The sequence below is a fragment of the Actinotalea alkalitolerans genome, assembly GCF_023369855.1.
Lineage (GTDB): Bacteria > Actinomycetota > Actinomycetes > Actinomycetales > Cellulomonadaceae > Actinotalea.
In genome coordinates this window covers 23,207-47,018 of the sequence record NZ_JAMBPP010000020.1, presented here as the reverse complement: position 1 = coordinate 47,018, position 23,812 = coordinate 23,207, and the positions used below count along the sequence as shown (strand labels likewise).

25 protein-coding genes and 1 pseudogene are annotated in these 23,812 nt (G+C 70.5%); 18 read left to right on the top strand and 8 right to left on the bottom strand.

Annotated features, from left to right (window positions below):
* Positions 1-22: 22 nt before the first annotated feature.
* Genes M1R94_RS18640 through M1R94_RS18630 form a run of 3 tightly spaced genes read right to left on the bottom strand, consistent with a single transcriptional unit; the run spans position 23 to position 2,114 of the window.
* Positions 23-799, bottom strand: coding sequence for a hypothetical protein (locus tag M1R94_RS18640; RefSeq protein ID WP_249383234.1), 777 nt, complete (start codon positions 797-799; stop codon positions 23-25).
* Entirely contained in the window at positions 799-1,125 is a 327-nt protein-coding gene (locus M1R94_RS18635) for a hypothetical protein (protein ID WP_249383233.1), read from the bottom strand. The genes M1R94_RS18640 and M1R94_RS18635 overlap by 1 nt, the downstream gene beginning before the upstream one ends.
* A complete protein-coding gene (locus M1R94_RS18630; RefSeq protein WP_249383232.1) occupies positions 1,122-2,114 on the bottom strand; it encodes a MinD/ParA family ATP-binding protein in 993 nt (330 codons plus the stop codon). Before M1R94_RS18630 ends, M1R94_RS18635 begins: the two co-directional genes overlap by 4 nt.
* A gap of 392 nt (positions 2,115-2,506) precedes the next feature.
* On the opposite strand from M1R94_RS18630, the gene M1R94_RS18625 reads away from it, so the two are divergent.
* The 9 genes from M1R94_RS18625 (at position 2,507) to M1R94_RS18585 (ending at position 10,265) form a co-directional block, all read left to right on the top strand.
* Entirely contained in the window at positions 2,507-2,755 is a 249-nt protein-coding gene (locus M1R94_RS18625) for a helix-turn-helix domain-containing protein (RefSeq protein ID WP_249383231.1), read from the top strand.
* Between the two features lie 98 nt (positions 2,756-2,853).
* Entirely contained in the window at positions 2,854-3,300 is a 447-nt protein-coding gene (locus M1R94_RS18620) for a hypothetical protein (RefSeq protein ID WP_249383230.1), read from the top strand.
* Positions 3,297-4,430 (top strand): M23 family metallopeptidase, encoded by a 1,134-nt coding sequence (locus M1R94_RS18615; RefSeq protein ID WP_249383229.1) that lies wholly within the window; start codon positions 3,297-3,299, stop codon positions 4,428-4,430. Before M1R94_RS18620 ends, M1R94_RS18615 begins: the two co-directional genes overlap by 4 nt.
* A gap of 152 nt (positions 4,431-4,582) precedes the next feature.
* The gene (locus M1R94_RS18610) at positions 4,583-4,861 is read left to right on the top strand and encodes an ArsR/SmtB family transcription factor (protein WP_249383228.1); all 279 of its coding nucleotides are present in this window, start codon (positions 4,583-4,585) and stop codon (positions 4,859-4,861) included.
* 581 nt (positions 4,862-5,442) lie between these two features.
* A complete protein-coding gene (locus tag M1R94_RS18605) occupies positions 5,443-7,257 on the top strand; it encodes a helix-turn-helix domain-containing protein (RefSeq protein ID WP_249383227.1) in 1,815 nt (604 codons plus the stop codon).
* Between the two features lie 731 nt (positions 7,258-7,988).
* The gene (locus tag M1R94_RS18600) at positions 7,989-8,882 is read left to right on the top strand and encodes a ParA family protein (protein WP_249383226.1); all 894 of its coding nucleotides are present in this window, start codon (positions 7,989-7,991) and stop codon (positions 8,880-8,882) included.
* Positions 8,879-9,454, top strand: a complete 576-nt coding sequence (locus tag M1R94_RS18595) for a hypothetical protein (RefSeq protein ID WP_249383225.1) — start codon at positions 8,879-8,881, stop codon at positions 9,452-9,454. The genes M1R94_RS18600 and M1R94_RS18595 overlap by 4 nt, the downstream gene beginning before the upstream one ends.
* Positions 9,455-9,483: 29 nt before the next feature.
* Positions 9,484-9,957 (top strand): hypothetical protein, encoded by a 474-nt coding sequence (locus tag M1R94_RS18590; RefSeq protein WP_249383224.1) that lies wholly within the window; start codon positions 9,484-9,486, stop codon positions 9,955-9,957.
* The gene (locus M1R94_RS18585; RefSeq protein WP_249383223.1) at positions 9,954-10,265 is read left to right on the top strand and encodes a DUF6225 family protein; all 312 of its coding nucleotides are present in this window, start codon (positions 9,954-9,956) and stop codon (positions 10,263-10,265) included. The genes M1R94_RS18590 and M1R94_RS18585 overlap by 4 nt, the downstream gene beginning before the upstream one ends.
* A gap of 402 nt (positions 10,266-10,667) precedes the next feature.
* On the opposite strand, the pseudogene M1R94_RS20970 reads toward M1R94_RS18585, so the two are convergent.
* Positions 10,668-10,946, bottom strand: a pseudogene (locus M1R94_RS20970) (DUF6650 family protein); the annotation flags it as partial.
* Positions 10,947-10,980: 34 nt separating this feature from the next.
* Complete coding sequence (locus tag M1R94_RS18580; protein WP_249383222.1) at positions 10,981-11,259, bottom strand: hypothetical protein; 279 nt, start codon at positions 11,257-11,259, stop codon at positions 10,981-10,983.
* Positions 11,260-11,715: 456 nt separating this feature from the next.
* Here M1R94_RS18580 and M1R94_RS18575 point away from each other — a divergent pair, with 456 nt between their 5' ends.
* Both M1R94_RS18575 and M1R94_RS18570 read left to right on the top strand, forming a co-directional pair.
* A complete protein-coding gene (locus M1R94_RS18575; RefSeq protein WP_249383221.1) occupies positions 11,716-12,738 on the top strand; it encodes a DUF4192 domain-containing protein in 1,023 nt (340 codons plus the stop codon).
* A gap of 184 nt (positions 12,739-12,922) precedes the next feature.
* On the top strand, positions 12,923-13,669 hold the full coding sequence (locus tag M1R94_RS18570) for a DUF6308 family protein (RefSeq protein ID WP_249383220.1): 747 nt from the start codon (positions 12,923-12,925) through the stop codon (positions 13,667-13,669).
* A 33-nt stretch (positions 13,670-13,702) separates the two neighbouring features.
* On the opposite strand, the gene M1R94_RS18565 is transcribed toward M1R94_RS18570, so the two are convergent.
* Complete coding sequence (locus M1R94_RS18565; protein WP_249383219.1) at positions 13,703-14,824, bottom strand: hypothetical protein; 1,122 nt, start codon at positions 14,822-14,824, stop codon at positions 13,703-13,705.
* A 441-nt stretch (positions 14,825-15,265) separates the two neighbouring features.
* Between M1R94_RS18565 and M1R94_RS18560 the strand changes: the two genes are divergently transcribed.
* The 7 genes from M1R94_RS18560 (at position 15,266) to M1R94_RS18530 (ending at position 20,971) form a co-directional block, all read left to right on the top strand.
* On the top strand, positions 15,266-16,726 hold the full coding sequence (locus M1R94_RS18560; RefSeq protein ID WP_249383218.1) for a ParB/RepB/Spo0J family partition protein: 1,461 nt from the start codon (positions 15,266-15,268) through the stop codon (positions 16,724-16,726).
* 452 nt (positions 16,727-17,178) lie between these two features.
* Positions 17,179-18,111 carry a hypothetical protein gene (locus M1R94_RS18555; protein ID WP_249383217.1) on the top strand — a complete coding sequence of 311 codons (933 nt, stop codon included), beginning with the start codon at positions 17,179-17,181 and terminating at the stop codon, positions 18,109-18,111.
* A gap of 450 nt (positions 18,112-18,561) precedes the next feature.
* On the top strand, positions 18,562-18,963 hold the full coding sequence (locus M1R94_RS18550) for a DUF6573 family protein (RefSeq protein ID WP_249383216.1): 402 nt from the start codon (positions 18,562-18,564) through the stop codon (positions 18,961-18,963).
* 95 nt (positions 18,964-19,058) lie between these two features.
* Positions 19,059-19,316 carry a hypothetical protein gene (locus tag M1R94_RS18545; RefSeq protein ID WP_249383215.1) on the top strand — a complete coding sequence of 86 codons (258 nt, stop codon included), beginning with the start codon at positions 19,059-19,061 and terminating at the stop codon, positions 19,314-19,316.
* Positions 19,317-19,328: 12 nt separating this feature from the next.
* On the top strand, positions 19,329-19,613 hold the full coding sequence (locus M1R94_RS18540) for a hypothetical protein (RefSeq protein ID WP_249383214.1): 285 nt from the start codon (positions 19,329-19,331) through the stop codon (positions 19,611-19,613).
* The gene (locus M1R94_RS18535) at positions 19,610-20,020 is read left to right on the top strand and encodes a hypothetical protein (protein ID WP_249383213.1); all 411 of its coding nucleotides are present in this window, start codon (positions 19,610-19,612) and stop codon (positions 20,018-20,020) included. The genes M1R94_RS18540 and M1R94_RS18535 overlap by 4 nt, the downstream gene beginning before the upstream one ends.
* 183 nt (positions 20,021-20,203) lie before the next feature.
* A complete protein-coding gene (locus M1R94_RS18530) occupies positions 20,204-20,971 on the top strand; it encodes a PDDEXK family nuclease (protein ID WP_249383212.1) in 768 nt (255 codons plus the stop codon).
* Here the strand turns inward: M1R94_RS18530 and dcm are convergent.
* Positions 20,932-22,407 carry a DNA (cytosine-5-)-methyltransferase gene (gene dcm / locus M1R94_RS18525; RefSeq protein WP_249383211.1) on the bottom strand — a complete coding sequence of 492 codons (1,476 nt, stop codon included), beginning with the start codon at positions 22,405-22,407 and terminating at the stop codon, positions 20,932-20,934. The genes M1R94_RS18530 and dcm overlap by 40 nt on opposite strands.
* A gap of 99 nt (positions 22,408-22,506) precedes the next feature.
* A complete protein-coding gene (locus M1R94_RS18520; protein ID WP_249383210.1) occupies positions 22,507-23,670 on the bottom strand; it encodes a DNA sulfur modification protein DndB in 1,164 nt (387 codons plus the stop codon).
* Positions 23,671-23,812 lie beyond the last annotated feature (142 nt).

The following is a 23,812-nucleotide window of genomic DNA, read 5'->3' as shown; positions in this document are numbered from 1 at the left end:
ACTGACCAGAAGAACTCGAGCCCTACGGCGCATTGGTGTACTCCGTCCACCCAGGCCCGTTGGCGGCGATGAGTGCACGGCGCTGGTCGGCAGGCAGCGGGGCCAGCGAGTCGAGCGGGATCACACCCGAGGCGGGGTTCTCGGCCATCTCCGCGAGGTCAAGCAACCGCCAGTCGTCCTCGAACCACGAGACCCGAACCGTGCGGGGAGATTCGTATGAGTAGTTGGCGCCCTCCCCGTCGCTGTCCTGAGCGAAGCCGACGATCTCAACGGTTGCGGAGGCGCGGTCGGCGCAGCTGTGCACCCGGAAGGCGCCCCACTCAGGGTGAAACTCCGGGTCGTGGAACTCGATATCGAGCTCCTGCGCTTCCTCGCGAATCGTGCGGAACTGTGCCTTGAGGTCGCGGATGGGGCCGGAGTTGGCGTCCAGCCCGGCGTTGATCTGGTCGAGCAGGGTGTCGAACTCCTCAGGGGTGAGCTGGTCCTGGTAGAGACCTTCCAGGACCGCGACGTAGTACGCCGTGGCGGCGTGCGCGGCGCCGGTGCAGTCGTCGGCGAACCCGATCGGTGTCTTGCCATCGGTGGCCAGGTCGCTGCCCCCGCCTCCGGCTTCCACGGCATAGGCACCGACCGGCAGCGAGGTCGTGGGTGCTGGCGAGGTCGCCGCAGGGGCAGGCGGCGGCTGGTCACGGTTCGTCGCGGCGTAGATGCCACCGGCCAGGACAGCGACCACCACCCCCGCACCGACGAGCAGCCCGGTCCGCCGTCGGGGCGGCCGAGCAGGGGCGTCCGAACTCATCAGCCCTGCACCAGCCAGATCACCGCGCCGAGGATCAGGCTGACCCCCGCGACACACCCGAACGCCACCAGTGCGGTCTTGAATTGTCCGGCGGCCTCCATCACACCGTCGGAGGAGTGGGTGACCCGGCTGGCCCATGCCCACTTGCCGCCGCCAAGGATCACCGCTCCGGCGGTGGCGATCAGGACCAGCGCCCACAGCCCACCCAGGATGATCTGGACCCGCCCGGAGAACTCCACGCCCCAGACGGCCAGGCTGGGCGTCACGCCGTCCATCGGGTTGCTCACGCTGCCCACCACGTTCAGGGCCAGGGTCAGTGCGTTCATCGGTGCGTCTCCTTGATGCGGGCGTATTCGGTGGCGGTATCCAGGTCGGCGAAGCCACGGGCGATCGCGGCGGCCACGCGCAGGTAGGCCCGGCGGGTGGAGGGGTCCAGGTCGCCGTAGACGATCGACTCCCCCACCGCCAGGTGCCGGTCGTAGGGGACCTCAAGGACCGCAGCGGTCTGTGCGGTGAACCAGTCCCGCCACTGGGCGACCTGCCCGGCCAGGTCGGCGCGGGGTGCCGAGGCGCCGGTGACCACGGTCACCGCGCGAGAGACCAGGTCGCCGTGACCGTTGGCCCGTAGCTGGTCGATCAACCGTCCTGCCGAGACCACCACGTCGGCGGCCCAGCGCACGGGGATGACGAGCAGGTCGGCGGACTCGATCGCGGCCAGGAAGTTCGGGGACCGGGGGTTGTTGCCGGTGTCCACGACGATGACGTCGTTCCAGCGCCGCAGAACCCGGTGGATGCGGTCGTACTCGATGTCCCCGATCTCACTCATCCGCTTGGGGTCCTCATCGGAGACCAGCACGTCGAACTGCCCGGACTCCTGGTGGCGCAGGAACCGACCCAGGTCTCCGCGTCGCGCATCGACCTGCTCGAACGCATCGAGGTTGGCCAGCAGGTCCACTGCGGTGGTGGGTAGCCGGCCGGGCTCGGTGCGGATCCCCAGGGTGCCCAGGGTCTCGTTGTTGTCCCACGCCACGGTTGCCCCACCGCCGCGGACCTCACCGAAGGTCCCGGCGATCCCCACAACGGTCGGGCTCTTGCCAGAGCCTCCCTTGGAGTTGGCCACCACGACCGTCTTGCCGGTGGAGAACTGCACGTTGACCGCAGCCCTGTCCACGGCCTCCTGCACCTCCGCCTGGCCGGCACGAGGCGCGATCGCCCCGAACGTCACCCGACGCACCACCCCACGCCAGCCACGCGTCGCGGCCCGCCGGTCCGGGCGCACCCGACCGGGCATCAGCTCGCTCGAGGACCGGACCACCGCCGCAGCCTCAGATGCGCCCCGATCAAGCTCGCCACCACCCGCCCAGCCGTGCTGGCTCGCCGTGCTCACCGCTGACTCAGGATCCCCCCGGTCGGCCTCAGCCTCCCTCGACCTCGCACGATGGCTCGGCGGATGGCTGACCGTGTCTTCCAGCGCCGGTGGCAGCGGCGACATCACCGGCTCGCTGCGGCGCTCCTGCACCTCGGCCACGACCACCTCCGGTGGCGGAGGTGTCACATCGACCCCCTCCCGCACCTCGCCCTGCGTCCCCCCCGCGACATACGCGGCCCCTGCCCATGTTTGTCCTGTCATGCCCCTATTGTCACAGTAGTCATAGTCGGTGTCTACTAGGAGCAGACGACAGTTCGTCACTATCTGAAAGCGGAGAAATGACAGAGATCCAGTCGCGACGCCGGTGGCCGAGCCTCCTCAGCGTCGAGGAGGCGGCCGAGATGGTCGGGATGAACCCTCAGACCGTGCGCGTCCTGATCAACAAGGGCGAGCTGCGTGCCCGCCAGATCGGGCGCACCTGGGTGCTGTCCCGCGCTGACCTGATCATGGATATCGCACACCACCGACACCGGGTCGCCGAGGACTATCGAGCCCGCGGCGAGCAGCGCAAGACGCGCGACCTGTGAACCGCCGAACCTTAGCGCTGGGCCTTGGGCTGATGGCGCTGGCGGGATGTGCGACCTCCGGTGACCAGGACCCCGGGGTGCACGGGGGTGAGACGACCATGGCGCCACCGACCATCTCCCCCTCCCCCACCCTGTCCGCACCCCCGCCGGGCGTCGACGGGAGCGACGACGCGATCGAGGAGGTGCTCGAGGAGTACCCCGAGCTCGACGTCCAGCCGTGGGCGGTGGCAGGTGGCGACGCGCTCGACACCGCGGCCGCCGTCGTAGCCGTCTACCTCGACCCGGCATCAGCGACCTGGTGGGCCGATCTGTCGGCGCTGCTTTCCCCGCAGGCCGTGACCGTCTACTCGCTAGTCGACCCGGCAGTCATCCCGGCCGGTCAGGTCACCGGCGACCCCGTCGTCCTGCAAACCGCCGGCGACGGGATGCTCGCGACCGTGCGCGTGCCGACCAGCATCGGCGACCTCGACGTGCTGCTCACCCGTGCCACGGCCCAGGCCGGTGGAGGCTGGGAAGCCGAGCAGATCAACCCCGGAACCACGTGAAGGCCTTCGCCACCGCAGTCCCGTTGACAGCCCTGGCCCTGGTCGCCGGGATCTTGCTCCTGGACGACCCCAAGGAGGCACCGGCGATCGACGCCTGCCAGGTCGTCGGCGAGGTCACCACCGCGACCGGCGACGTCGTGCAGGAGATCGCGGGGTTCACCGGCGTCCAGCTGCGCAACGCAGCCGTGGTCATCAACACCGCGACCGACCGCGGGCTAGGCGATCGAGGCGCGCGGATCGGCCTGATCACCGCCATCCAGGAGTCCGGCCTGCGCAACCTGGCCAACGCCGGAGCGTTCACCTATCCCGCGCGAGGCAGCTCGGTCATGAGCGCCTCCCAGTGGGCAGTCCTGCGCGACCAGGTCAGGCTCTCCCTGGACCTACCCAACGACGGGGTCGCCCCCGGCGACTGGGACTCCATCGGGCTGTTCCAAGGCCGGCTCTCAGCAGGGTGGGGCGGGACGGGGACGCTCGATGAGCAAGTCCGCAACCTCCTGGACCCCAGCTACACCACCGGCCGCTTCTACGACAGCCTCGAGAGCGTCCAGGACTGGCAGGACCTCGAGCCGACCCTGGCCGCCCAAGCAGTCCAACGATCCGCGTTCCCCCACGCCTACGCGCGCCACTGGGCCGCATCCGGTGAGCTGTACGAAGCCCTCGCCGGCGTCACCCTGGACTGCGGCGCGACCTCAGGCGAAGCCATCAGCGCCCACGGGTGGACCAAGCCCATCACCACCTACAAGCGCATGAGCTCGGCATTCGGGATGCGACTGCACCCCACCCTGGGCATCTGGCGCATGCACAACGGCCAGGACTTCTCGGCCGACAACGGCACACCCATCTACGCCGCCGCAGACGGCACCGTGGTCAAGGCCGGCCGCGCCGGGCCCAGCAGTGACCTCAACTGGGTGATCGTGGACCACGGAGGCGGCGTGCACACCTACTACCTGCACTCCGAGGACCACGGCATCCTCGTGCGTCCCGGCCAACCCGTCACCGGCGGCCAGAGCATCGCCCTGGTCGGCTCGTCCGGGCGGTCCACCGGCCCCCACCTGCACTTCGAGGTCCGCGTCAACGGACAGCCCGTAGAACCCATGGCCTACCTCGCATCCCGAGGCATCACGTACTGACTGATCACTGTGCAGGTGTCAACGACGGCACTGTACGCTCTTAAGTGTGGCTAAGGCTATCTTTGCTGAGTCGACGCCGAGTCGGCACAGGGGGGATCGGGCAGGATGGGCGCATGCCGCGCCTGACCACCCCCCCGGATCTGCCAGAAGGGGTGGCAAGAGCGATTGAGATCATCGGCAACCGGGTACGAGCCCGGATCGTGCGAGAGCTCGCCGTGGCCGGGCCTCGCACCGCACCAGAGATCGCTCAGGCGATCAACGCGCGACGAGAGATCGTCTACCAGCACCTCGTCACGCTCGAAGCGGCTGCACTCGTCGTGGCCGACGAACCCGCTGGCCGGCGCCACGGGCGGACGGTTCGCTGGTCCGTCCAGGCTGATCAGGTCCTGCTGCTCACCGAAGAGTTCGCCAGGTACCTCGCCGGGAAGTAGCGATACGTCGCGCCTCCCGCTGGCCGGTTGGGCGCTTCGTCGATCTTTGGGCGGCGACACACCGGTGAGCCTCCCGTACACCCGTTCCCGGAACCGAAATGATCCCCGCATGGCAACTCGTCGAGGTCGACCCTCCAAGGGTCCGCGCGGTCACCTGGTGACCCGTCCCCACACCGAGCTCGATGCCCTCGTCCGCGATGCCGCGCATCGTCTGGGGATGAGCGTCAGCGACTATGTGGCCTGGCAGCTCGCGCTCGCACACGCGCGTCCCGAGCTTGCCCCTGCTCCCCCGGCGGAGTCCGCCCAGGGTCTGCTTCCGATCCAGGAAGGTGGTGTGCGCCTCCAAAGGACCGCATAACCGCAGACAAAGCGATGGCCCGCCCCCCTTGCGGGGGACGGGCCAAACCCTAGAAGTTCTTCACCCGATGCTTGGCGGCTGGGCGGTGAAGAGCTCCGGTCAACACACCCTTCGGTGTGTCCTAACGCTTGGAGCCAAGGTAACCCACGAACTGGCGCTACCCCTAGCGCACACGACCGAGTCTCGGCGTGTCGTTGTCGATTCACCCGAACAGCCGTCCGGTTTGTCCGGAGATCCGGCGACCCTCCGGCCCACCGAAGCCCTCGAGCAGGCCCGGGCGCAGTGGAGGGCACTGGCTCCCCTGATCGCCGGCACGCCCCGCGTGCGGCTGGGTGTGCGGACCGCGCGTGGCCTGCTGGAGTACCGCACACGCGATGAGAGACCCCTGTCCCAGGCGCTACCCAGCGCACCCGCGGCCGTGCGCGTCTACGGCCCTGACGGATGCTGCGCGGCCCTGTGCCTGGACCTGGATGCCTCCCGCGGTGGCCCCGGCGCCGTTCAAAGCGACGCCCAGCGACTGAGCGCCTGGCTGACCCGCCACGGAGCCCGACACGTCACCGACGTCTCCCCCAGCGGCGGTGTGCACATCTACGTCCCCATCGCCGGGCGCATCCCCTACGACACCGCCCGTGAGGTCGTCGAGGCCCTCGCGGCCTCCCATCCCACCCTGGACGCCGGACCCCACCGCTCGCTCAAGACCGGCTGCATCCGCCCACCAGGATCAGCGCACAAGGCCGGCGGTCACCAGGAGCTCACGATGCCCCTGGGGGCCGCCTACGACGTCCTGCGTCGATCCAACCCACCACAGGTCCTCACAGCCCTCCGCGGCGACCTGAAGGCCGCGATCGCAGCATGGCGCACGGCCCAGGTCGCCCCGCAGAGCGCGGCGCTCGAGGAGAACCCCAACCGGCGGCTGGGCCAGCTCTCGACCCGGCTGCGCCTGCTGGCCGAGACAGGGCTCATCGACCCCAGCCGGTACACCTCGCCCTCCGAGGCCCGCCAAGCAGTCATCGCCGGGGCCGTGGCCGCCGGATGGACGTTGGCCGACGTCGCCGCACGGCTGGCAGACGGCCGCTGGCCGGGCCTGGCATCCCTGTATGCCCGCTACTCCCCCACCCAGCGCCACCGTGCCCTGGCACGTGACTGGCACGGCGCCCAGCGGTTCATCACCACGGCTCGAGAACACCCCCGCCCAGCGACCGGCAAGAGTGCTGTCCGTATATCCCACACAAGCGCTCCTAAGACACACGGGGGGCCACCTGCGGCCTCCAGCGCGCAGTCCGAGCATGAGCACATCCGCACCTGGCGTACCGCACTGCGGGTCGTGGAACAGGGACGCTTCCCCGGACGAGCCGGCTACCTCAAGCGCTTCGTCCTGCGAGCACTGGGAGAAGCGGCCCACAAGTCCGGTAGCCGGTACGTCGCGTTCGGCACCCGGTCCCTGGCGGTCGCCACCGGCGCAGACCACTCCACCGTGGCAGGCGTCCTGCGAGCACTGGCAGCTGAACCCGGCGGCTGGATCGACCTGGTCAACCCAGCTCGAGGAGAGAACGCCGACCTCTACGAGCTGACCCTGCCCAAGGACCTCGCCGAGAACGCCCCTGACCTGCGATGGGACAAGGGGAAGGCCCACGCACTGCGCCCCGTGTTCCGCACACTGGGCCCTGTGGCAGCCCTGGTGTTCGAGGCGATCGAGAACGACCGAGCCCATACCGTGACCTCCCTGGTCAGCGCTACAGGCATTGCACGCTCGTCAGTCCACCTGGCCGTCGACACCTTGGCCGCTCACGGCCTCGTGGAGCGCCAAGACGGACGCTTGGTCCCACTCCCCCACAACCTGCTGCGCGCCGCCGAACAGCTCGGCGTCCTGGAGGACGTCGTGACCCAGCTGCGTCGATACGCACAGGACCGCGCCCGCTGGCACGCCTACCTCGCCCGCCACGAACCCCACCAGGCGCCCGGCGACCCCGCCGAGGACTACTGGTGGCCACCAGAGGAAGACGTCGGATGGACACTCCTCGACTCCCTCGCAGCGTGAGGACGCCAAGCCCAAGGTGGCCAGCAGGTCGGTCGGTGGCGCACGCACCGCGTGGCTGCCTGGCGCGACCCACACGGCACCGTGCTTCGCTCCCCCAGCCAGCGCTGCGCCGCCGATGCCGTGCACGCTCGAGCTCTTGCAGCCGGCTGCGCGCCGCGCACGCCGAGCTGATGGCGATTCGCTCCGCCCCAGACTCCCCCGTCGCGGCCGCCGCACTGGCCCAGATCCGCTCCATGCTCAAGCTCTCTACAAGCGGAACCGTTGAGCATGGGTCAGGTCGACCGGGACGGTGCCGGCTCCCCATAGCGCCGGATCGGCACAGCCCTCCGCGACAAGGGCGCCGCACTGGCACCTCCACGCCATATGGCGGCGCGCGGGCGTACACGTGCAAGAGACCGTGGTCTCCCGTGGCCGTGTCACACGCCGATTCCAGCCGACGCCACAGGACGGGCACGCTCGGGGCGGCACGAGCTCGTAGCCCGTGGCGGTGTGACGCCACCGGTCCCACACATCTCCGGACGCCCGCATGTGCCGGAGGGTATTGCCCCGCACCGACATCGCTTCACACACTCGATATGGCCTCGCTTATGGCATGAGGCAACGTAGCGTGTATGGTGGAACCAGCAACACTAAGAAACGTTGCGGACTGTGCTGCATGTATCGCGTGTCGTTCAACCCGATGCCACGTTCATCGGCCTACCGTCAAGCAGGCACAACGAAAGGTGCACACGATGGCGATCACCCGCACGGTGGCCGTAGCCCAAGGAAAGGGCGGAGTCGGCAAGACCTCCGTCACCACCAACGTCGCCGGCCTCGCGGCCCTCGCCGGCCTACGCACCCTGGTCGTCGACTGCGACCCCCAGGGCAACGTCGCACGAGACCTCGGCCTCGAGCCAGGCACCGGCAGCCCGCTGCTCTCAGCCCTCGTCTCCGGCTCACCACTACCCATCACCCGGGCCGTCCGCGCCGGCCTGGACGTCGTCGAAGGCGGACCGGAGGTCGCTGACCTCTCAGGGCTCATGTACGCCCGCTCAGCGCGCGGCGGAGGCAACCTCGCCCAGTCCCTGCACGCCTCGCTGGCCGCCGTCGCGGACGACTACGACCTGATCCTCATCGACACCCCACCGGGGGAGAAGGTCCTCGTCGAAGCCGCCCTCGGTGTCGCAGCCGCCGTCCTAATCCCCACCCGCGCCGACGACGCCAGCCTCGACGGACTCGCCCGCGTCGCCGAACGCTTCGTCGTCGCCCGCGAGACCAACCCCGAACTGCGCCTCGCTGGAGTCCTGCTGTTCGCCGTCGGAGCCCGCTCACGCCGCCTGGAGTCCTCCGTCCGACGCTCCATCCAGAGCATCGTCGGCAACGCCGCACCCATCTTCGAAGCCCGCGTACGGCACCTGGAGAGCGCCGCCGTCGACTCCCGGCGAGCAGGGATGCTCGCCCACGAGCTCGAGGGCGCAGCGATCGAGGACCGGCGCGCCCGCCTCGCGGCGCTGCGCGCCGGCAAAGCACCCGCCGACGGGCTGCTCGTGCGCAACGCCGAAGGCCTGGCCTCAGACTACGAAGCCGTCACCCGCGAGCTCCTGACACGCCTCGCCCAGATCGAGGAAGAGGTCGGTGCAGCATGAGCACCGCCCGACACCCCAACCTCGAAGACGCCTTCGCCCCCAGCGGCCGCGGAGCCGGCCTCGAAGGACTCCTCCAACCACGCCGCGCCACCCAGACCACGCCCACCGCCCCCGAGCCGGGGGAGGTGATGGGGGAGCCCGCAGCCGCGGACACCCCGCTTGAGCGAAACAAGCGCACCCGAAGGGCCGCAGGCAACACCACCCAGGCAAGCAGTGGACAAGCCCTGAACGTCGCCGCCTACCTGCCCCCCGCCACCCTCGCCGCCGCCCAGCGCGAGAAGCAGGCAACGGGGGAGCAGTACGCCGACCTGCTCGCCCGTGCCTTCGACGACGTCGACGAGCAGGCACTGCGCGCAACATTCGCCCCGCAGCCAGCGACAAGCAGCGGGGCAGGGATGCCACGGCGCGCGGTCCGGGCCCGCGGAGCAGCAGGCATCCAACGCCAATTCCGGCTCACCGCCGAACAACGCGACTGGCTCGACGAGCAAGTCCGCGCCTACGACGCACCCTCACGCAGCGCATTCATCGCCACCGTCCTCGGCCTGCACTTTCGCACCCTGACCCAGCAGTGAACGTCAGACCCCACCGACAGGATCACCCCATGACGAACACCACCAGCGAGGTCCACGAGGCCCTGCGCGCCTGGGCGCGCGGCATCTACCCCACCGAGGCCGCCACCGAGCTGCTCATCCGCACCGCAATGGTCAGTACCGAGCAACCCTGGGTGCAGCCCGGAGACGACCCGGGCTGGTGGTGGATCAACTTCGAGGAGCTCACCCGTGCCCTCAACGCCGGCACAGCCCACTCCGGTGGGGAGCGACGACTGCTGTCCATCGCCGCGTCCCTCGGCGGGCACAGCCCCGAGGGGTTCCGGCTTGCCGACGCGCTGCCCGGGCTGGACCGCAAGCACCTCGCGCTCGTCCTTGCCGCCGTCGCACACGCCGGCGGCTCCCACGAGCACCACGACACCAGCGCTCTGGAGAACGCCGCGGCAGCTGGGCTGCCCCTAGACCGATCCATGCTCGCCGGCACCCCCCTCGGGTCGCTGTACCCGTGGCCGGAGCAGCAGGCATGACCCTCCCGTCAGAGCCGGTGCAGTGGACCGTCGGACAGCTGCGCGCCGAACTCATAGGCCTGCCCGACGACACGCCCCTGGCGATCGACATCTGCACCGACGCCGCTGGCATGGGCCGAACCCGCCGACCCCTCATCGGAGCCGGATACGGGCCCGGGATCGACCCCACCGAAGAGATCTTCACCGGCCAGGAGTTCCCCCTGCTCGCCAGCTACCGAGCGATCAACGACGAGCCCGCGACGCCCAGCCGGCCAGACATGACTTGGCCGAGCACCGACCGGGGCGTCACCCCGACGGACGACGACTGAGGAGCCCGCACAGGTCTAGATTCGACTCAGAAGCCCCGCTGCCTGCCCCCCCTGCGCAACGGGGCTTCTGCCATCCCTGCACGCGTCGTCAACATGGCCTACTCGCTGACCAAGAGATCGCCTGGACCTTTGGCTGAGCAGGGGGGCCCGCGGCGACGTTCGCAGCCCACGACGGTCTATGCGGGCCGTCAGGTCACTCGTCGAAGCGCTCGAAGAACCAACCCGCTTGACCTGGCACGATCGTCGCGAGCTCGTCGGTGACCTCAAGGTCGAAGTCGGCCGCAAGCTGGCCGACCTGTACGCCGACCAAACCTCGAGGCGACCAAGAGCGACCGACAGAGGATCGGTGCCCGCAGGTCTCCAATGGCGGTCCCACTCACCCCCGCCCGGCCCGACCTCATCGACGAAGTCCCGGAACAGCCGCTGCAGCAACCCGATGCGCCGGGCAAGGTCCACGCTGACCTCGGGGTTGTCGAGGTGCACACCCAGGTGCTCCCGGACGCTCATGGCGGACTGAACGCAGTGCTCCTCGATCTCCACCGAGAAGTCCCTCCACAACATGCGCCGATCCGAGAGCAGATTGAGCACCCGCCGAGCGATCTCCCGATCATCGTCCTTGCGCTCCCACTGCACTCCGCCCACCGGGCCGATCGACCCACCTGTAACGCGGTACCTCACCATCTCAGCCCTCCGAGGACTCCGGTACTCACATTGGTCAGTCCGAGCTGTACCGCCAGATCGGCAACGGCCAGTCCGACGACGGCCCGAACTCCATCCGGTACCCGCCCTCGACCACCGTCCACAGCCCCGCAGCCACGACCTCGTCGATCAGCTGCGGATCGCCGTACTCGCGCGCGACCTCAACCGGCACGACCCCTGTCTCACCGTTGCTCGCCGTCCACGCACCACACCGCAACCACAACCCCGTGCCAGCGCTGCCCGCCTTCACGATCGCCGGGTGCATCGCCATGTCCGTGTGCGTCTCGAACGCCATGACCAGACCCTAACGACGACAACGACACGATCTACGCGACGTCGCGCCTACCGCCCGCCGTATCCCTCGCAGCGACTCGGCTCCGCCTCCTAGCTGCTCGCCGCACCTCGAGCAGTGGGGGAGGGGGTGCACAGCTGGCCGTCGGCTGCGCCGCCGGCTTCCGGTCGTCGACCGCCGGGGGCGGTCTCCGGCTGTGAACGGCGCTTGTTCTCTTCCCCTCCTGTCTCTCCATCATCGCCGGCGCGCGCTGCGTGCAAGCGGCTGCGCCGCCAGCTCCCCCGACGAGCCCGACCTGCACTCGCTTCGTTCGTTGAGCCCGGCCGAACTCGTCTCCTCCACTGCCCTGCGGGTTGTCACTCCCGCGCGCTCATGCCGGCGGTGATTACGGCGCCAGGAGGGGGCGAAAAACGGTCGGCAGAGGTCGACCACCCACTCCCGGCAGGAGGGCGGCTCACCATGAGCAGCACCATCACCCAGACCCTGCGGGTCAACGACCCGCGCGAGGTCCTGGCCGCGATCGCCTACCGGCTCGGGTTCCACCCCGCCGAGTCCGTGGTCGTGGTGTCCCTGCGGGGACCGCGTCGAGCCCTGGGCCTCGTTGCCCGCATCGACCTGCTCGATGCCGACCAGGCCGCGAGCACGCTGGCCGGGCACCTGGTCACCGACGGTGCGGACGCCGCGCTGGTCGTGGCCTACACCGACGACGCCAACCGGGCGCACGACGCCACCGTGTTCCTCGACGACGCGCTCAACGTCGCGGGGATTGCCCCTGTGGGCGTGTGGTGGGTCACCAGCACCGACTACCGGGCGATCAACCCGCGGCGGCCCCGCCAGTGCCCGCAGACCGGCCAGCCGCTGGACCTGGACACCACCATCGTCGCCGCGACGATGGTCACCCTCGGCCACGCCGCAGCGTCCTCCCGTGACAGCATCGGCATCACCGCAGCGCCGCAGGCAGCCCGTGCCCTCGCGGCGCAGGCGGGCGAGGCGTGGACCGTCGACCCGACCCCCTCCGGGCGCGCGACCGGGCTGGGGCTGTGGCGCGAGGCCCTGACCACCGAGCGGACCCCGCAGGTCGCCGGGCGGCTCGCAGCCGCCCTGACCGACGTCCTCGTGCGCGACGCGGTCCTGTGCGACGTGATCGGGGACCCGGACGTGGCCACCGCCGTCGCCGTGGGCACCACGTCCGCCGGGGTCGGCACCACCCTCGCCAAGGTCGTCGACCCGGCCACCGGCGTCGCGCCCGACCCGGAGGTCACCGGCCCCGCGACGGACCTGCTGACCTACGTCGCAGCGCACACCACCAGTGCCGCCGCGCTGACCCTGCTCGCCGTCCTGGCGTGGTGGGGCGGGGACGGTGCCCGCGCCAGCGTGTACGTCGAGGCCGCGCACCGGATCGACGCGGACTACCGGCTCGCCGCCCTGGTCAGCGACGCCCTCGGTGCCGGCATGGCACCAGGCTGGCTCCGCACCCGCTGAGCACGCCGCGCAGGGCGGCCCGGGAGTGAGGTAAGCACCCCCGGGCCGCCCCACCGCCCATCCTGCTCGGCGGGGGCGCGGTGCGCCGGCATCGAGCCGACCCACCGCGCGGCGGGAGGCTGCCGTCCCCCGTACCCCCAGCTGGCCCGAAGGAGTGTCGGTCTGACGTGCAACGATCACGGCCATGAGCGACCCCGAGCTGTGGCAGCAGATCCCTGACGGCTGGCCGGTGGCAGACCCCGCACTCATCGCGAACGCGACGAACAGGTCCCTGGACGCGCTGAGCAACGACACCGACCGAACGGCGATCAGCCGACTGGCCCGCTACTACGACCGGACACGCAACTTCGTCGGCGCGACCTTCGTCGAACTCTTCCCGAACACGCCGAACGACATCACCGCTGTCGACCTGCACGCCGTGACGCTCATGTCCGTAGAGATCGGGCCCGGCGCAACCCGCCGGCTCCTGGGAGGCAACACCCACCGCCCTGCGATCCTCGAGGCCCTGGCCGGCGTCGAGCACAAAGATCTGCTGGTCGCGGGACCGGCCGATCTCCTGGCGATGGAGAAGCTCTACGCCGCCGTCAAGGCCGCCCTGTCCGACCCGAGCACAAAGGACCCGAACGCCTGGGTCACCGCCAGCAAGCTGTGCGCCCGTAAGCGGCCCGACCTGTTCCCCGTCCGCGACAACCTCGTCTGCAACTACCTCGGGCTCATCCCCACCGCCAAGGGTGCGAAAGGCAACTACCAGATCGACTACCAGGTGTACCGCGCCCTCATCGGCGACCGGCAGATCATCGAAGCGATCGACGCACTCCGCGAGCAGCTACGCGCCGAGCACGACGTGCGCGCCGACAGCGGGCGGCTACGAGTGCTTGACGCTGCGTTATGGACCTGGGCCGCCGGGAAGGGTCGCAAGAGGGAGCGCTGAGCGGCCTACTTGGCTGGGGCCGCGGGCGCATCGTCACCCAGGAACCGCACTGTCTCTTGCCAGAAGCTGCCTCACGAGGTCGACCGTGGCGAGGTACCACCAGAAGATCCAGTCCAGGTAGGCGTCGGCGTAGTTCGGTTGCTGGTCAGCCCGTTGGTGCCGGATGGCGAACTTGTTCGCGATCTGGAACAGCGATCCCTCATCGCCCTGCAGCATCTCTGCCTTCAACAGGTCACGGTTTTCCTCGAGGATGCCGGCCAGCGCGACGACCGCCGTCCGCTTCTCGACGCGGGTGGCCCCACGTCGACGGAACTGCTCGATCGCGTGCGAGAGCGCATCGGGAGAGGGTGCAGCCGCATCATGAACGAGGCTCTCCACGAGCTCATCTCGGGGATCGCCCGTCGTCTCGACCAAGACGCCGCTCGGATCGAGACGCAACAGCGAGTCAGACCGCTCGAGCAACGCGTTGATCCGCCACCGGAAGACCCCCTGCCCAGCGCGTCGATCGAAATCGCCGTAGTGCCACTCGCGACCGTATGAGTGGTACGACCGCTTCCGCGGGCGCGCCACGAAGTGATGTGCCGCTTCGATCACTGTGTACGCATGGTCGGGGCCGAGCACCACCTCGAGCTGAGGCGGCCAGTCCTCATCCGAAGCCATCAGGTCGGAGAGCGCCTCACGCGCCCGCCCTGCGTGGTCGTTATCCGAGTCCACGCAGTCCTCACCGAACGCGAAGTCGAAGTACCCGGCTGCGTCGAGCTCGGTGATCAACTCACCCACCGCGACGATGAACGCCACTTCGGTGAGCATCGGCCTATCCCGCCGCACTCCGCCGGCCTTGCGATCGCGGTACAGGACCGGGCGCGAGTACAGCGGCACCCGCAACGGGTCGGCGGCCATCTGCGTCGCCAAGGCGTCGAAGGTCCCGTCGGCCAGCGCCGCGTTGCACCACTGAAGGCCCGTGTCAGCGTAGAAGGCCTCCTCGAACAGGAGCCGAGCGGCGTCCTCATCGGTGACCCCGCGAACCATCAACGGGCCAGGCCCGACGGATCCGAACGAACCAGGGACAGGGCGGGCTGACGTAATGCCCCGCAACTCGCTGGCAAACAGATCCCGCGGCCACACGAGCTGCAAGTCCTCAACACGCACTCCCATGCGGGCACAGTAGATCGTCTACGCGACGTCGCGGCTGCCGCCCTGGACGTCCATCGCAGCGACTCGGCTCCGCCTCCTAGCTGCTCAGCTGGCCCGGGGCGGTGGGGGAGGGGGTTCACGACTAGGCCGTCGGCTGCGCCGGCGGCTGTCGGTCGTCGACCGCTGCGCGGCCGCCGGCAGCAGAGACGTCTTCTTTCTTCCCCTCCTGTCGCTACATCATCGCCGGCGCGACCTGCACGCAAGCGGCTGCGCCGCCAGCCTCCGGGCACGAGCCCGGCCTGCGCTCCTACGTCGCTGAGCCCGGACGAACTCGTGCCCGGCGCTGCCCTACGGGTTGTCGTTCCGGCCGCTCATGCCGGCGGTGATTACGGCGCCAGGAGGGGGCGAAAAACGGTCGGCACCAGCAGACCACCCAGGCTCCTGGCAGGAGGGCGGCTCACCATGACCGTCACCGAGTCCCAGACCACGGCCGCCGAGGCCACCACCACGACCGGGCAGATCGTCCAGGTCGACCCCCGCACCCTCGTCCTTGAGGTCAACGTCCGCGCCGACGCTGCCCTGACGCCGGAGTTCGTCGGGTCGATCAAGACCCACGGCGTGCTGACCCCGATCCTGGTCCAGCGCACCGCCGACGCCCTGCACGTCCGGGCAGGTCAGCGCCGCACCCTCGCGAGCATCGAGGCCGGGCTGACCGCGATCCCCGCCTACGTCGTGGACGGAGACACCGACGAGGCCCGCCGGATCATCGAGCAGATGGCCGAGAACGACCACCGCGCAGCCCTAGCCGACCGTGACCGGGTCGCCGCGTTCCAGCAGCTCTCCCTGCTCGGCCTGTCGGCGGCGCAGATCGCCAAGCGCACCCACACCAAGAAGGACCAGGTCACCACCGCCCTGACGGTCGCAGGGTCCGAGGTCGCCGCCGCCGTCACCGCGAAGTACGACCTGACCCTCGACCAGGCCGCCGTCGTCGCGGAGTTCGACGGGAACGCCGAGGCCGTGAAGGCCCTGACCGTCGCCGCCGTGGACGAACCGGAGCAGTTCGCGCACGTCGCCCAGCGGCTGCGCGACGACCGCGACGAGGCTCAGGCCGTCGCGGACCTGACCGCGACGCTGACCGAGGCCGGGACCCCGGTGATCGACCGCCCGGCCTACGACGACAAGACGATCAAGCGGCTGGTGGAGCTGGCGACGCTCGACGGCGACGAGCGCACCCCGCTGACCCCGGAGACGCACGCCGAGTGCCCGGGCCGGGCAGCGTGGATCGACAACGGCTGGAAGGGCGTTCAGGCCATCCACGTGTGCACCGACCCCAAGGGCAACGGTCACGTCGACCGGTACGCCTACACCGGCGGCACCGAGCGGCAGTCCGGTCCGATGAGCGAGGAGCAGAAGGCCGAGCGTCGCGCGCTCATCGCCAACAACAAGGCGTGGAAGTCCGCCGAGACGGTCCGCCGCGAGTGGCTGGCTGGCTTCGCCGCCCGCAAGACCGCCCCGAAGGACGCGGCCGGGTTCCTCGCCGGTCGGCTGGTCGCCGGGACGTACGCGCTGGACAAGGCCTCGACGCAGACCCGCCACCGCCTCGCGCGGACTCTGCTGGGTCTGCCCGAGCACGTCGGCTACGGCGCACCGGACCCGCTGGCGGACCTGGTCGCGACCGCGACCCCGGCCCGCGCCCAGCACATCGCCCTGGTGCTGGTGCTCGCAGCGATCGAGGACGGCACCGGCACCCACACCTGGCGCAACGTCAGCGAGCAGGACCGCGCCTACTTCACCGCCCTGGCCGGATGGGGCTACGCCCTGTCCGAGGTCGAGGCCCTGGCGACCGCCGCCCCGACCTACCCGAGCGACGCCGAGGGCGACGACGACCAGGACGCCGCCAAGGGCTACGACAACGGGGAGTGACCTCCGCACCGCCTGGCCGGGCCTGCGGGTCCGGCCAGGTCGGTCACCCGGCGGGCGTGGCGGGGCCGGCATCGAGCCGGCCCACCACGGCGGGGGCCGCCGCCCCCGCACCCCCCCGGGCTGAACAGCCCCGGGACGTGGCCGCTGCGCGGCCCGAGCTCGTGGGCGCTCCGCGCCAGCCGCGACGACGGTCACGGGGCCGGGGACACGTCGGGCTCACCTGGCCGGTAGCACCCCTGCCCCTCCAAGCAAGCCCACCCCCACCGCAGCTCGCGTAGGTGGCCAGGGACGGTGCTCCGCACCAAGGAGCTCGAGCCGGGGAAGTCGGGCGGCGGGGGTGGGCTTGCTCGGAGCCTCTGCGACCGGGGCGCTGCCTCGCGCCTGCCGGTGAGGCCCGAAAGGAATCGGGCGCTCACCGGCCAGACCACCCGGACACCGAAGGAGCCAAGACCATGACCACCACCCGCACCCGCCCGGCCCGAACCGCTCGCGCCCCGTACCAGGTCGGCGACCACATCTCAGCCCTGTACGGCGACCCCCAGCACGGCACGTGCCTGGCACGCGCGGCGCGCGTGGTCGCGGTGCGGCGCACCGACGAGCGGGCCGACTACCCGTGGACGATCACCTACCGCATCAGCGAGGACCTGACCCGCGACGTGCGCGTGAACGCCGCCGGAGTCGACGCCAACCGGTACGTCGAGCCGTCCACCTCCGTCCTGACGCTCGAGGAGGCCCACACCCCGGCTGGGCAGGTCGCGACCGCCCTGGCCGAGACGCTGCGCCACGCCGGGGTCCCCGGGCCGCTGGCGTCCACGACCGGCGGGACCAACGTCGCCGTGGTCCTCACCTGGCCGTCCGGCAACGACCGGATCATGGTCGGGGTCGAGGTCTGGGACGGCGCCCCGGTGTTCTACCTGGCCGCGTACGAGGACCGCGAGCACGAGGCCCCGGGTCACGAGCGCACCGCCCACAGCATCCCCGCAGTGGTCACCGAGGTCCTGCGGCTGCTCGCGACCTACACCGTGAACGCGGCCGCCGAGCAGGACGGCCCGCCGTGGGACGCCCCGGACGGGCTGACCGTGACCGTCCACCACACCGACGGCACCACCACCACGGCACCGGTCGTGGCGCTGGTCGACCGGAACGACGTCGCCGGGACCGTGCGCGTCGAGACCCTGACCGGCGAGCCGGGGGAAGGGCTGGCGATCGTGCGGCGCACCTACCCGTTCTTCTCCGAGACCCGCACCACCGTCTACGCCGAGCCCTACACCCCCGGACAGGTCAGGACCGGCGGGTGGAAGTTCAACGGGGCCACCGTCACCGGCCACGAGCCCATCACCGGCATCACCGGGCCGATGCGCCTGCACGACCGCGACGAGCGGTGAGGCAGCGACCGGCGCCGCGCCGGACCCTGCGGGTCCGCCCGCCGGGCCCGGGGCCGGCGGGCGCGGTGCGCCGGCATCGAGCCGGGCGCACCGCGGCGGGGTGACTCGGCCGCCCCCGCACCCCCAGCTGCGCCACGCGACGGAGCGCGCGGCGGCGGACGGTCCCTACGGGACCGGCCGCACAAGCACTCGTCTCTCTTTCCCCTCCTGGCTTCCCATCATCGCCGGCGCGGCCTACGCGCAAGCCCGGCCTACGGCCGGGCCGTCTTCGTCGACGAGCCCGACCTGCGTTCGCTGCGCTCACTGAGCCCGGCCGAACTCGCCTTCCTCGCCGCCCTACGGGTTGCCGCTCCACCCGCTCATGCCGGCGGTGATTCACAGCGCCAGGAGGGGGCGAAAAACGGTCGGCACCGCAGACCACCCACCACCTGCGCAGGAAGGGGACCACCCGTGGACCTCACCGAGCTCTTCGGACCCGTCATCCACCGCTACACCCGCGCCCAGGCCATCGCCGACGGCGCCCTCATCGACGTCACCCCCACCGCCCGCGAAGCAGGGTTCGTCCACCCCGTCGCCCTCACCGCCAACGCCTGGGCCGAGGCCGTCGCCTGGACCCGCGACAACGACGAGTACCAGGACGAAGCCGGGCGGCTGTGGGACGTCCTGACGATGGCCCGCGTCACCATCCGTGGGACTGGCACCACCGACACCGACCGGGTCGAGTTCCGCGTCCTGCGGATCCCCAACACACCCCGAGCCACTCGCCCCCGGCTGACCAGCCTCGTGATCCACATCGGCCCCGGCGACGACGGCGAGCCCGTCCTGACCGTCATGACCCCCACCGAGGACTGAACCCACCCAGACCGCGGAGGGTTGGCGTGACCACTGACACCGCCGGCCCCTGCGCTCCATCCGCCAGCACCGCACCGACCAGCGAGGAGCTCGAGATGACCACCACCCGCCGCCTGCGCCCACTGCCCGCACCGTGGGCCGAGCCGATCCTGACCCTCGTTCACTTCACCCGTGCCGCCACCACCCCAACCGGTGTCGACCCCGAACCGTGGGCCGCCGCCGAAGCCGGCCAGACCGTCCTGCGCACCGGGTACAAGGCCGCCAGGCGCACCGCCTCGGCCGGCCAGTACGCCGCCCACGCCCTACGCATGCACGCCGCGGCCGCGATCGCGAATGGCCAGGCCCCCAGCTAGGTACACCAGCTCGTGCAGGAGAAGGCCGCTCTGACCACCTGGGCACCGGCTATCCGCGCTCGAGGCGCGCACCGGCTCCTCACCGCCGCAGGGCAGGACATCATCGGGACCGACCCCGTGCCGGCCCTGCTCATCGCGGACTGGCTGCTCACCACCGCCGGCGCCGCGGTCGTGGAGAACACCGGACGGCTCGCCGCGTACGTCCTGGCCCACCCCGGCATCGACGTCGACCACCTCACGGGCGCCTGGCACGCTACCCACGGGCACCGCCTGCAGCGGGGGAGGGGCGCAGCATGAGCGACGAGGAGACCACCACCGACGAGCTGCTGCGTGAGATCGTCTGGTCCCGGTCACGCGCACGGCGGACCCTGCGGTGGGTGACGCCCAGTGCGTTCGGCGGCTACGCCGCCGTCGCCGCAGTCGTCGACGACCACGACCGACGCAACCCCGACGCACCTGCGGAAGGCACTGAGCGCGTCTTGAGCATCGCCGCCCATGCCCAAAGGCTGCGCCAGGAGCAGGTGGACCACCCCGAGCGGTTCACTGCGGCCGCCGGGATCAATGCCCGCCGCACCGGCGCCCCCGACCCCCAGCTACTCACCCTCGCCGGGCAGGTCCTCAACTGGCTGCCACTAATCGCCACCCACGGAAGCGACCCGGCCGGCGATGACGGGACGGTCGACGTCGAGCGTGGCCCGCTCTGACCCTGGATCGGATTCGCGTCACGGGGGACTGCTGCAGGGCTGGTTGACACCGTGACCTGCCCCACGGCCTGTGAGGAGGACAGTGCCCTCCGCAGCCCGGCAGCCCGGTTGAGCAGCAACAGGGCAGGCGGCATCGGCGGGTCGCTGCGAGCCGACGGTCAGGCAACCGGGCAGGGTGTGGACATGCCAGTCCAGGATGACGCCCGCGAGCAGCAGATGATCGACAAGTTCAACCTGGTCGTGGCCGCCGGCCGGGGCCGCTCGGACGTGGATGCCGTCCTCGAGCTCGAGGAGCTCGAGGAGCCGCTGCCGTTCGAGCTGAAGTCGACCACCAGCAAGTCGGTCTCGACGGTGCGTGACTTCGGCCCGCAGCACATCGCCAAGTGGCGTGACATGCACTGGCTGTTCGCTTTCTACGACAAGGCCGGCAGCCGTCTGCTGAGCTGCCGCTACGCCTCGCCAGCCGACATGGCTCCCTGGATCGCGGAGAAGGAGCGCTACGTGCTCCCCGACCTGATCCTCGCCCAGCGTGCACCGCAGCTGGTCACCGACGAGGTCCTGGTGCAGGTGCTGGGGGACCGGGCGCGATACGAGATCGCCGAGGCCCGTTCCATCATGAAGAACCAGTGGAGCGCTGCGCAGTACGTGGACAACGCGGACCTGGACAGCTCGGGCTACTCCAAGGCCCGCATGGTGGAGCTCCTGCGGGAGCGATGCGGGTATGTGATCCGTCGTGGCGCAACGCTCAACAACCCGCACATCCCGGGCCCCTACCTCGACGGGCTGCCCGTGATCGAGAAGGACCATGCGGCAAGGCTCCGGGTTCTGGTCCGCGCGTACCTCGCAGAGAAGCGGACGGCAGAGGCCGCCGGCGGGAACGTGCGGGCCGACGTCGACCCGGTGGTGATGGATCAGGCCAAGGCGGCGGCGACCGAAGACGCGACGGCGTAGGCCATCGGCGGGGGTACGGCGTTCCCGATCTGTCCAAGCTGCATATAGGTGGCTCCTTGGAACGGCCAGTCGTCCGGGAACCCCTGCAGAAGCGCGACATCCGGCACGGAGAGCCGAAAGTGGCCGTTGGCGGCCACGAATGCACGGGCGCGCTCCCGGGTGGGTGCAACCCCGTTTGGCCAGATCTGAAGCTGGGCGAAGACCCGCTGGGCTGCCGTGCTGTTGAGGATCGAGGTCGTGTGGCGGGGTCCGGTCAGGGTGCTGCGGATCGTCGGGGACAGGGCGTCAAAGCCGATGTCCGGTAGTCCCAGCGCTTCGCGGACGCCGAGCGTGCGAGGCAGGCCGACCGGCGGCTCACCGTCCGGGACCCAGGCATGGGTCGGGGCGGGCGGCTCGTACCGCGCGGCGTCGCGGCGCCGGCGGAAGCCCACCCACACCACCCGGCGGCGGGTTTGCGGAACGCCGAACTCTTCGGCTCGCAGCAGCAGTCGGACGATGGTGTAGTCGCGCCCCAGCGGCCCCGTGATCGTCTGCTCGACGTAGTCGGCGAACTTCTTCGACGCCAGGGCGGGGACGTTCTCGGCCACGAATGCGAGCGGCCGCACGGCCCGCACGGCGCGTACGTAGGCCGGCCATCCGTCCCGGGGGTCTAGCTGGCCGCGCTGTCTGCCCGCGACCGAGAACGGCTGGCACGGGGGCCCACCGTGGAGGACCTCGACCTGGTCGCGCCAGGCCTTCCAATTGACCCGTCCGACGTCACCCTCGGGGCCGCCGAAGACCTGCCAGTCCGGGTGCGCCTTCTGCAGGGTGTTGGCGGCGTCCTGCATCAGCTCGAAGGAGGCGACGTGGGCCATGCCTGCCCGGGCGAACCCGAGGTCCAGCCCGCCACCTCCCGAGAACAACGAGAGTGCGCGCAGGCCGTTGGGGGATCGTTCAGGCATGAGGTCGTGCGCGGAGAGCTTGGGCACGTTGACGTCGTGGATCGGCTCGGGGCCCTCGCCGGCCAGCGCCGCGGTTTTCGCCAGCCGTGACAGCGTCGCGGTGCGGCGGAACGCCTCCCGCTGCTGCGCGGTGAGGTCTCGCGGTTGGTGATGGGGGTGGGAGCTGGGGATCCGTGATGGCGCGTACCGGGTCTCTGATCCGCCGCCGGTCGCCGCCGGGCTCAGCTCGCGGAGCATCGCCTGCAGATCGTCGGAGCTGAGGAGATGTCGACGGCGTCGTCCTTCTAGGACGGCTACGGTGAGGCCGGCGCGGCGCAGCCAGGTGAGGTGGTGCGACAGCGCGGTGGGCGCCAGGCCCAGCTCGACGGCCAGCTCACCGGGGTAGGCGTGGCCGTCGCGGGCCAGGACAGCGAGTACCCGCCGTCGGGTCGGCTCGGCCAGCGCCTGGGCCAAGGGGGCCAGCGTCTCGAGTGCGTCGCTGCTCGTGTTGGTCACCCGAGCAACCTACAGCTGTCGTTGAAGTGTGCGCGGACGACGCGCCAGGCGCGCCGGGGAGGGTGCGCATGCGTTGCGCACCCTCCCCGACCGGGGCTGTCACAGGCCCATCTTGGTCTTGAGCTCCTTGCCCATCGCCGTGCGGGTCTGGAAGCTCATCCGCAGCGTCAGCCGCTCGTTGCCCTCCTTGTCCGGAGAGGGGATCAGAATGCCGATGCGCTGCCAGACGGGGTTCTCGTAGGAGAAGTAGTCCACCTCCTGGGTGTAGGCCTTGCCATCCAGGTCGACGTCGACGGTCTCAGTGGCGTCCAGGGCCTTGAAGGCGGTGGCGGGGTCGACCCCGTCGCGCCACATCGCGTACATGACCGCCACGATCCCGTGGATGCTGACGGCGGTCCCGGCCATCGACTGCCCGCGCAGCTCCTGACGCTTGGCCTTGGTCAGCCGGCCGAACTCCGGCCGGACCGCGACCAGGGCGTCCCACGCTTCCTTGAGCCACTCGGCGTGCTCCCGGACGTCCTCCTCCGTGACGGGCTCGGCCTGCCAGAACGTCTCGATCGCCTGCGAGAGCGTGTTGTAGGCCGCGAGCTTGTGGCTCGAGGCGGAGACGGTGTTGGTGAGGACCTCGATGTTGTCCTGGCCGAGGTGTCGGCTGGACTTCATGAGCAGGTTCGCCACGCGCTGCTCGGGGGTCTCGGAGTAGGCGAACTTGGCCGCCGAGTCGTTGACCTTGTCGCCGCGGGTGTTGTAGACGGCGGCCACGCGCTTGGCCTCCTCGTCGTTGGCGATCCAGATTCGGACCTGGAACCGGGTGGCGAGGTCGAAGGTCTGCGCCGGGCTGGCAGCCGCGAGCAGGATCGACTTGATCCGCGACAGGGAGTCCACGGCGCAGTCGAGCTCGCCGCGGTCCAGGAGCAGGATCTCCACGCCCTCGTCGTCGGTGACCACGTCGAACATGGACGTCTCGGGGTTGAGGCGGACGCTGATGTTTCCGATCACTGCGTTGTTCGCCAGCAGCTCTCGGGCCCACTTCTCGACCTTGGCCCGTGTCTTGCCCCGCAGGGCCTGGCCGCCCGCGTGCGCCGGCCGGATGTTTCCGGTCAGCTTCAGCAGGTCGCGCTCGACGAGGTCGACGAGGAAGCCGGCCGTCATCACCGTCTCGTAGTGCACGCCGCCGGCGTCGTCGACCTCGTGCACGTCGATGATCTCCAGCAGCGGGCTGGTCAGGGTCTTGGTGTTGGTCTTGTTCTGGATCGCGGTCACGTCGCCTGCTCCTTGATGGTGCTAAACCGGGCGGGCGGGCTACTCGACCGGTGCCGCCGGTCTGGCGACAAGAGAGAAGGTACGTGCGGTACGTGTGATTGTCAATGCGCTACGTACGACCCGGCATGGGTACGTGGCATGC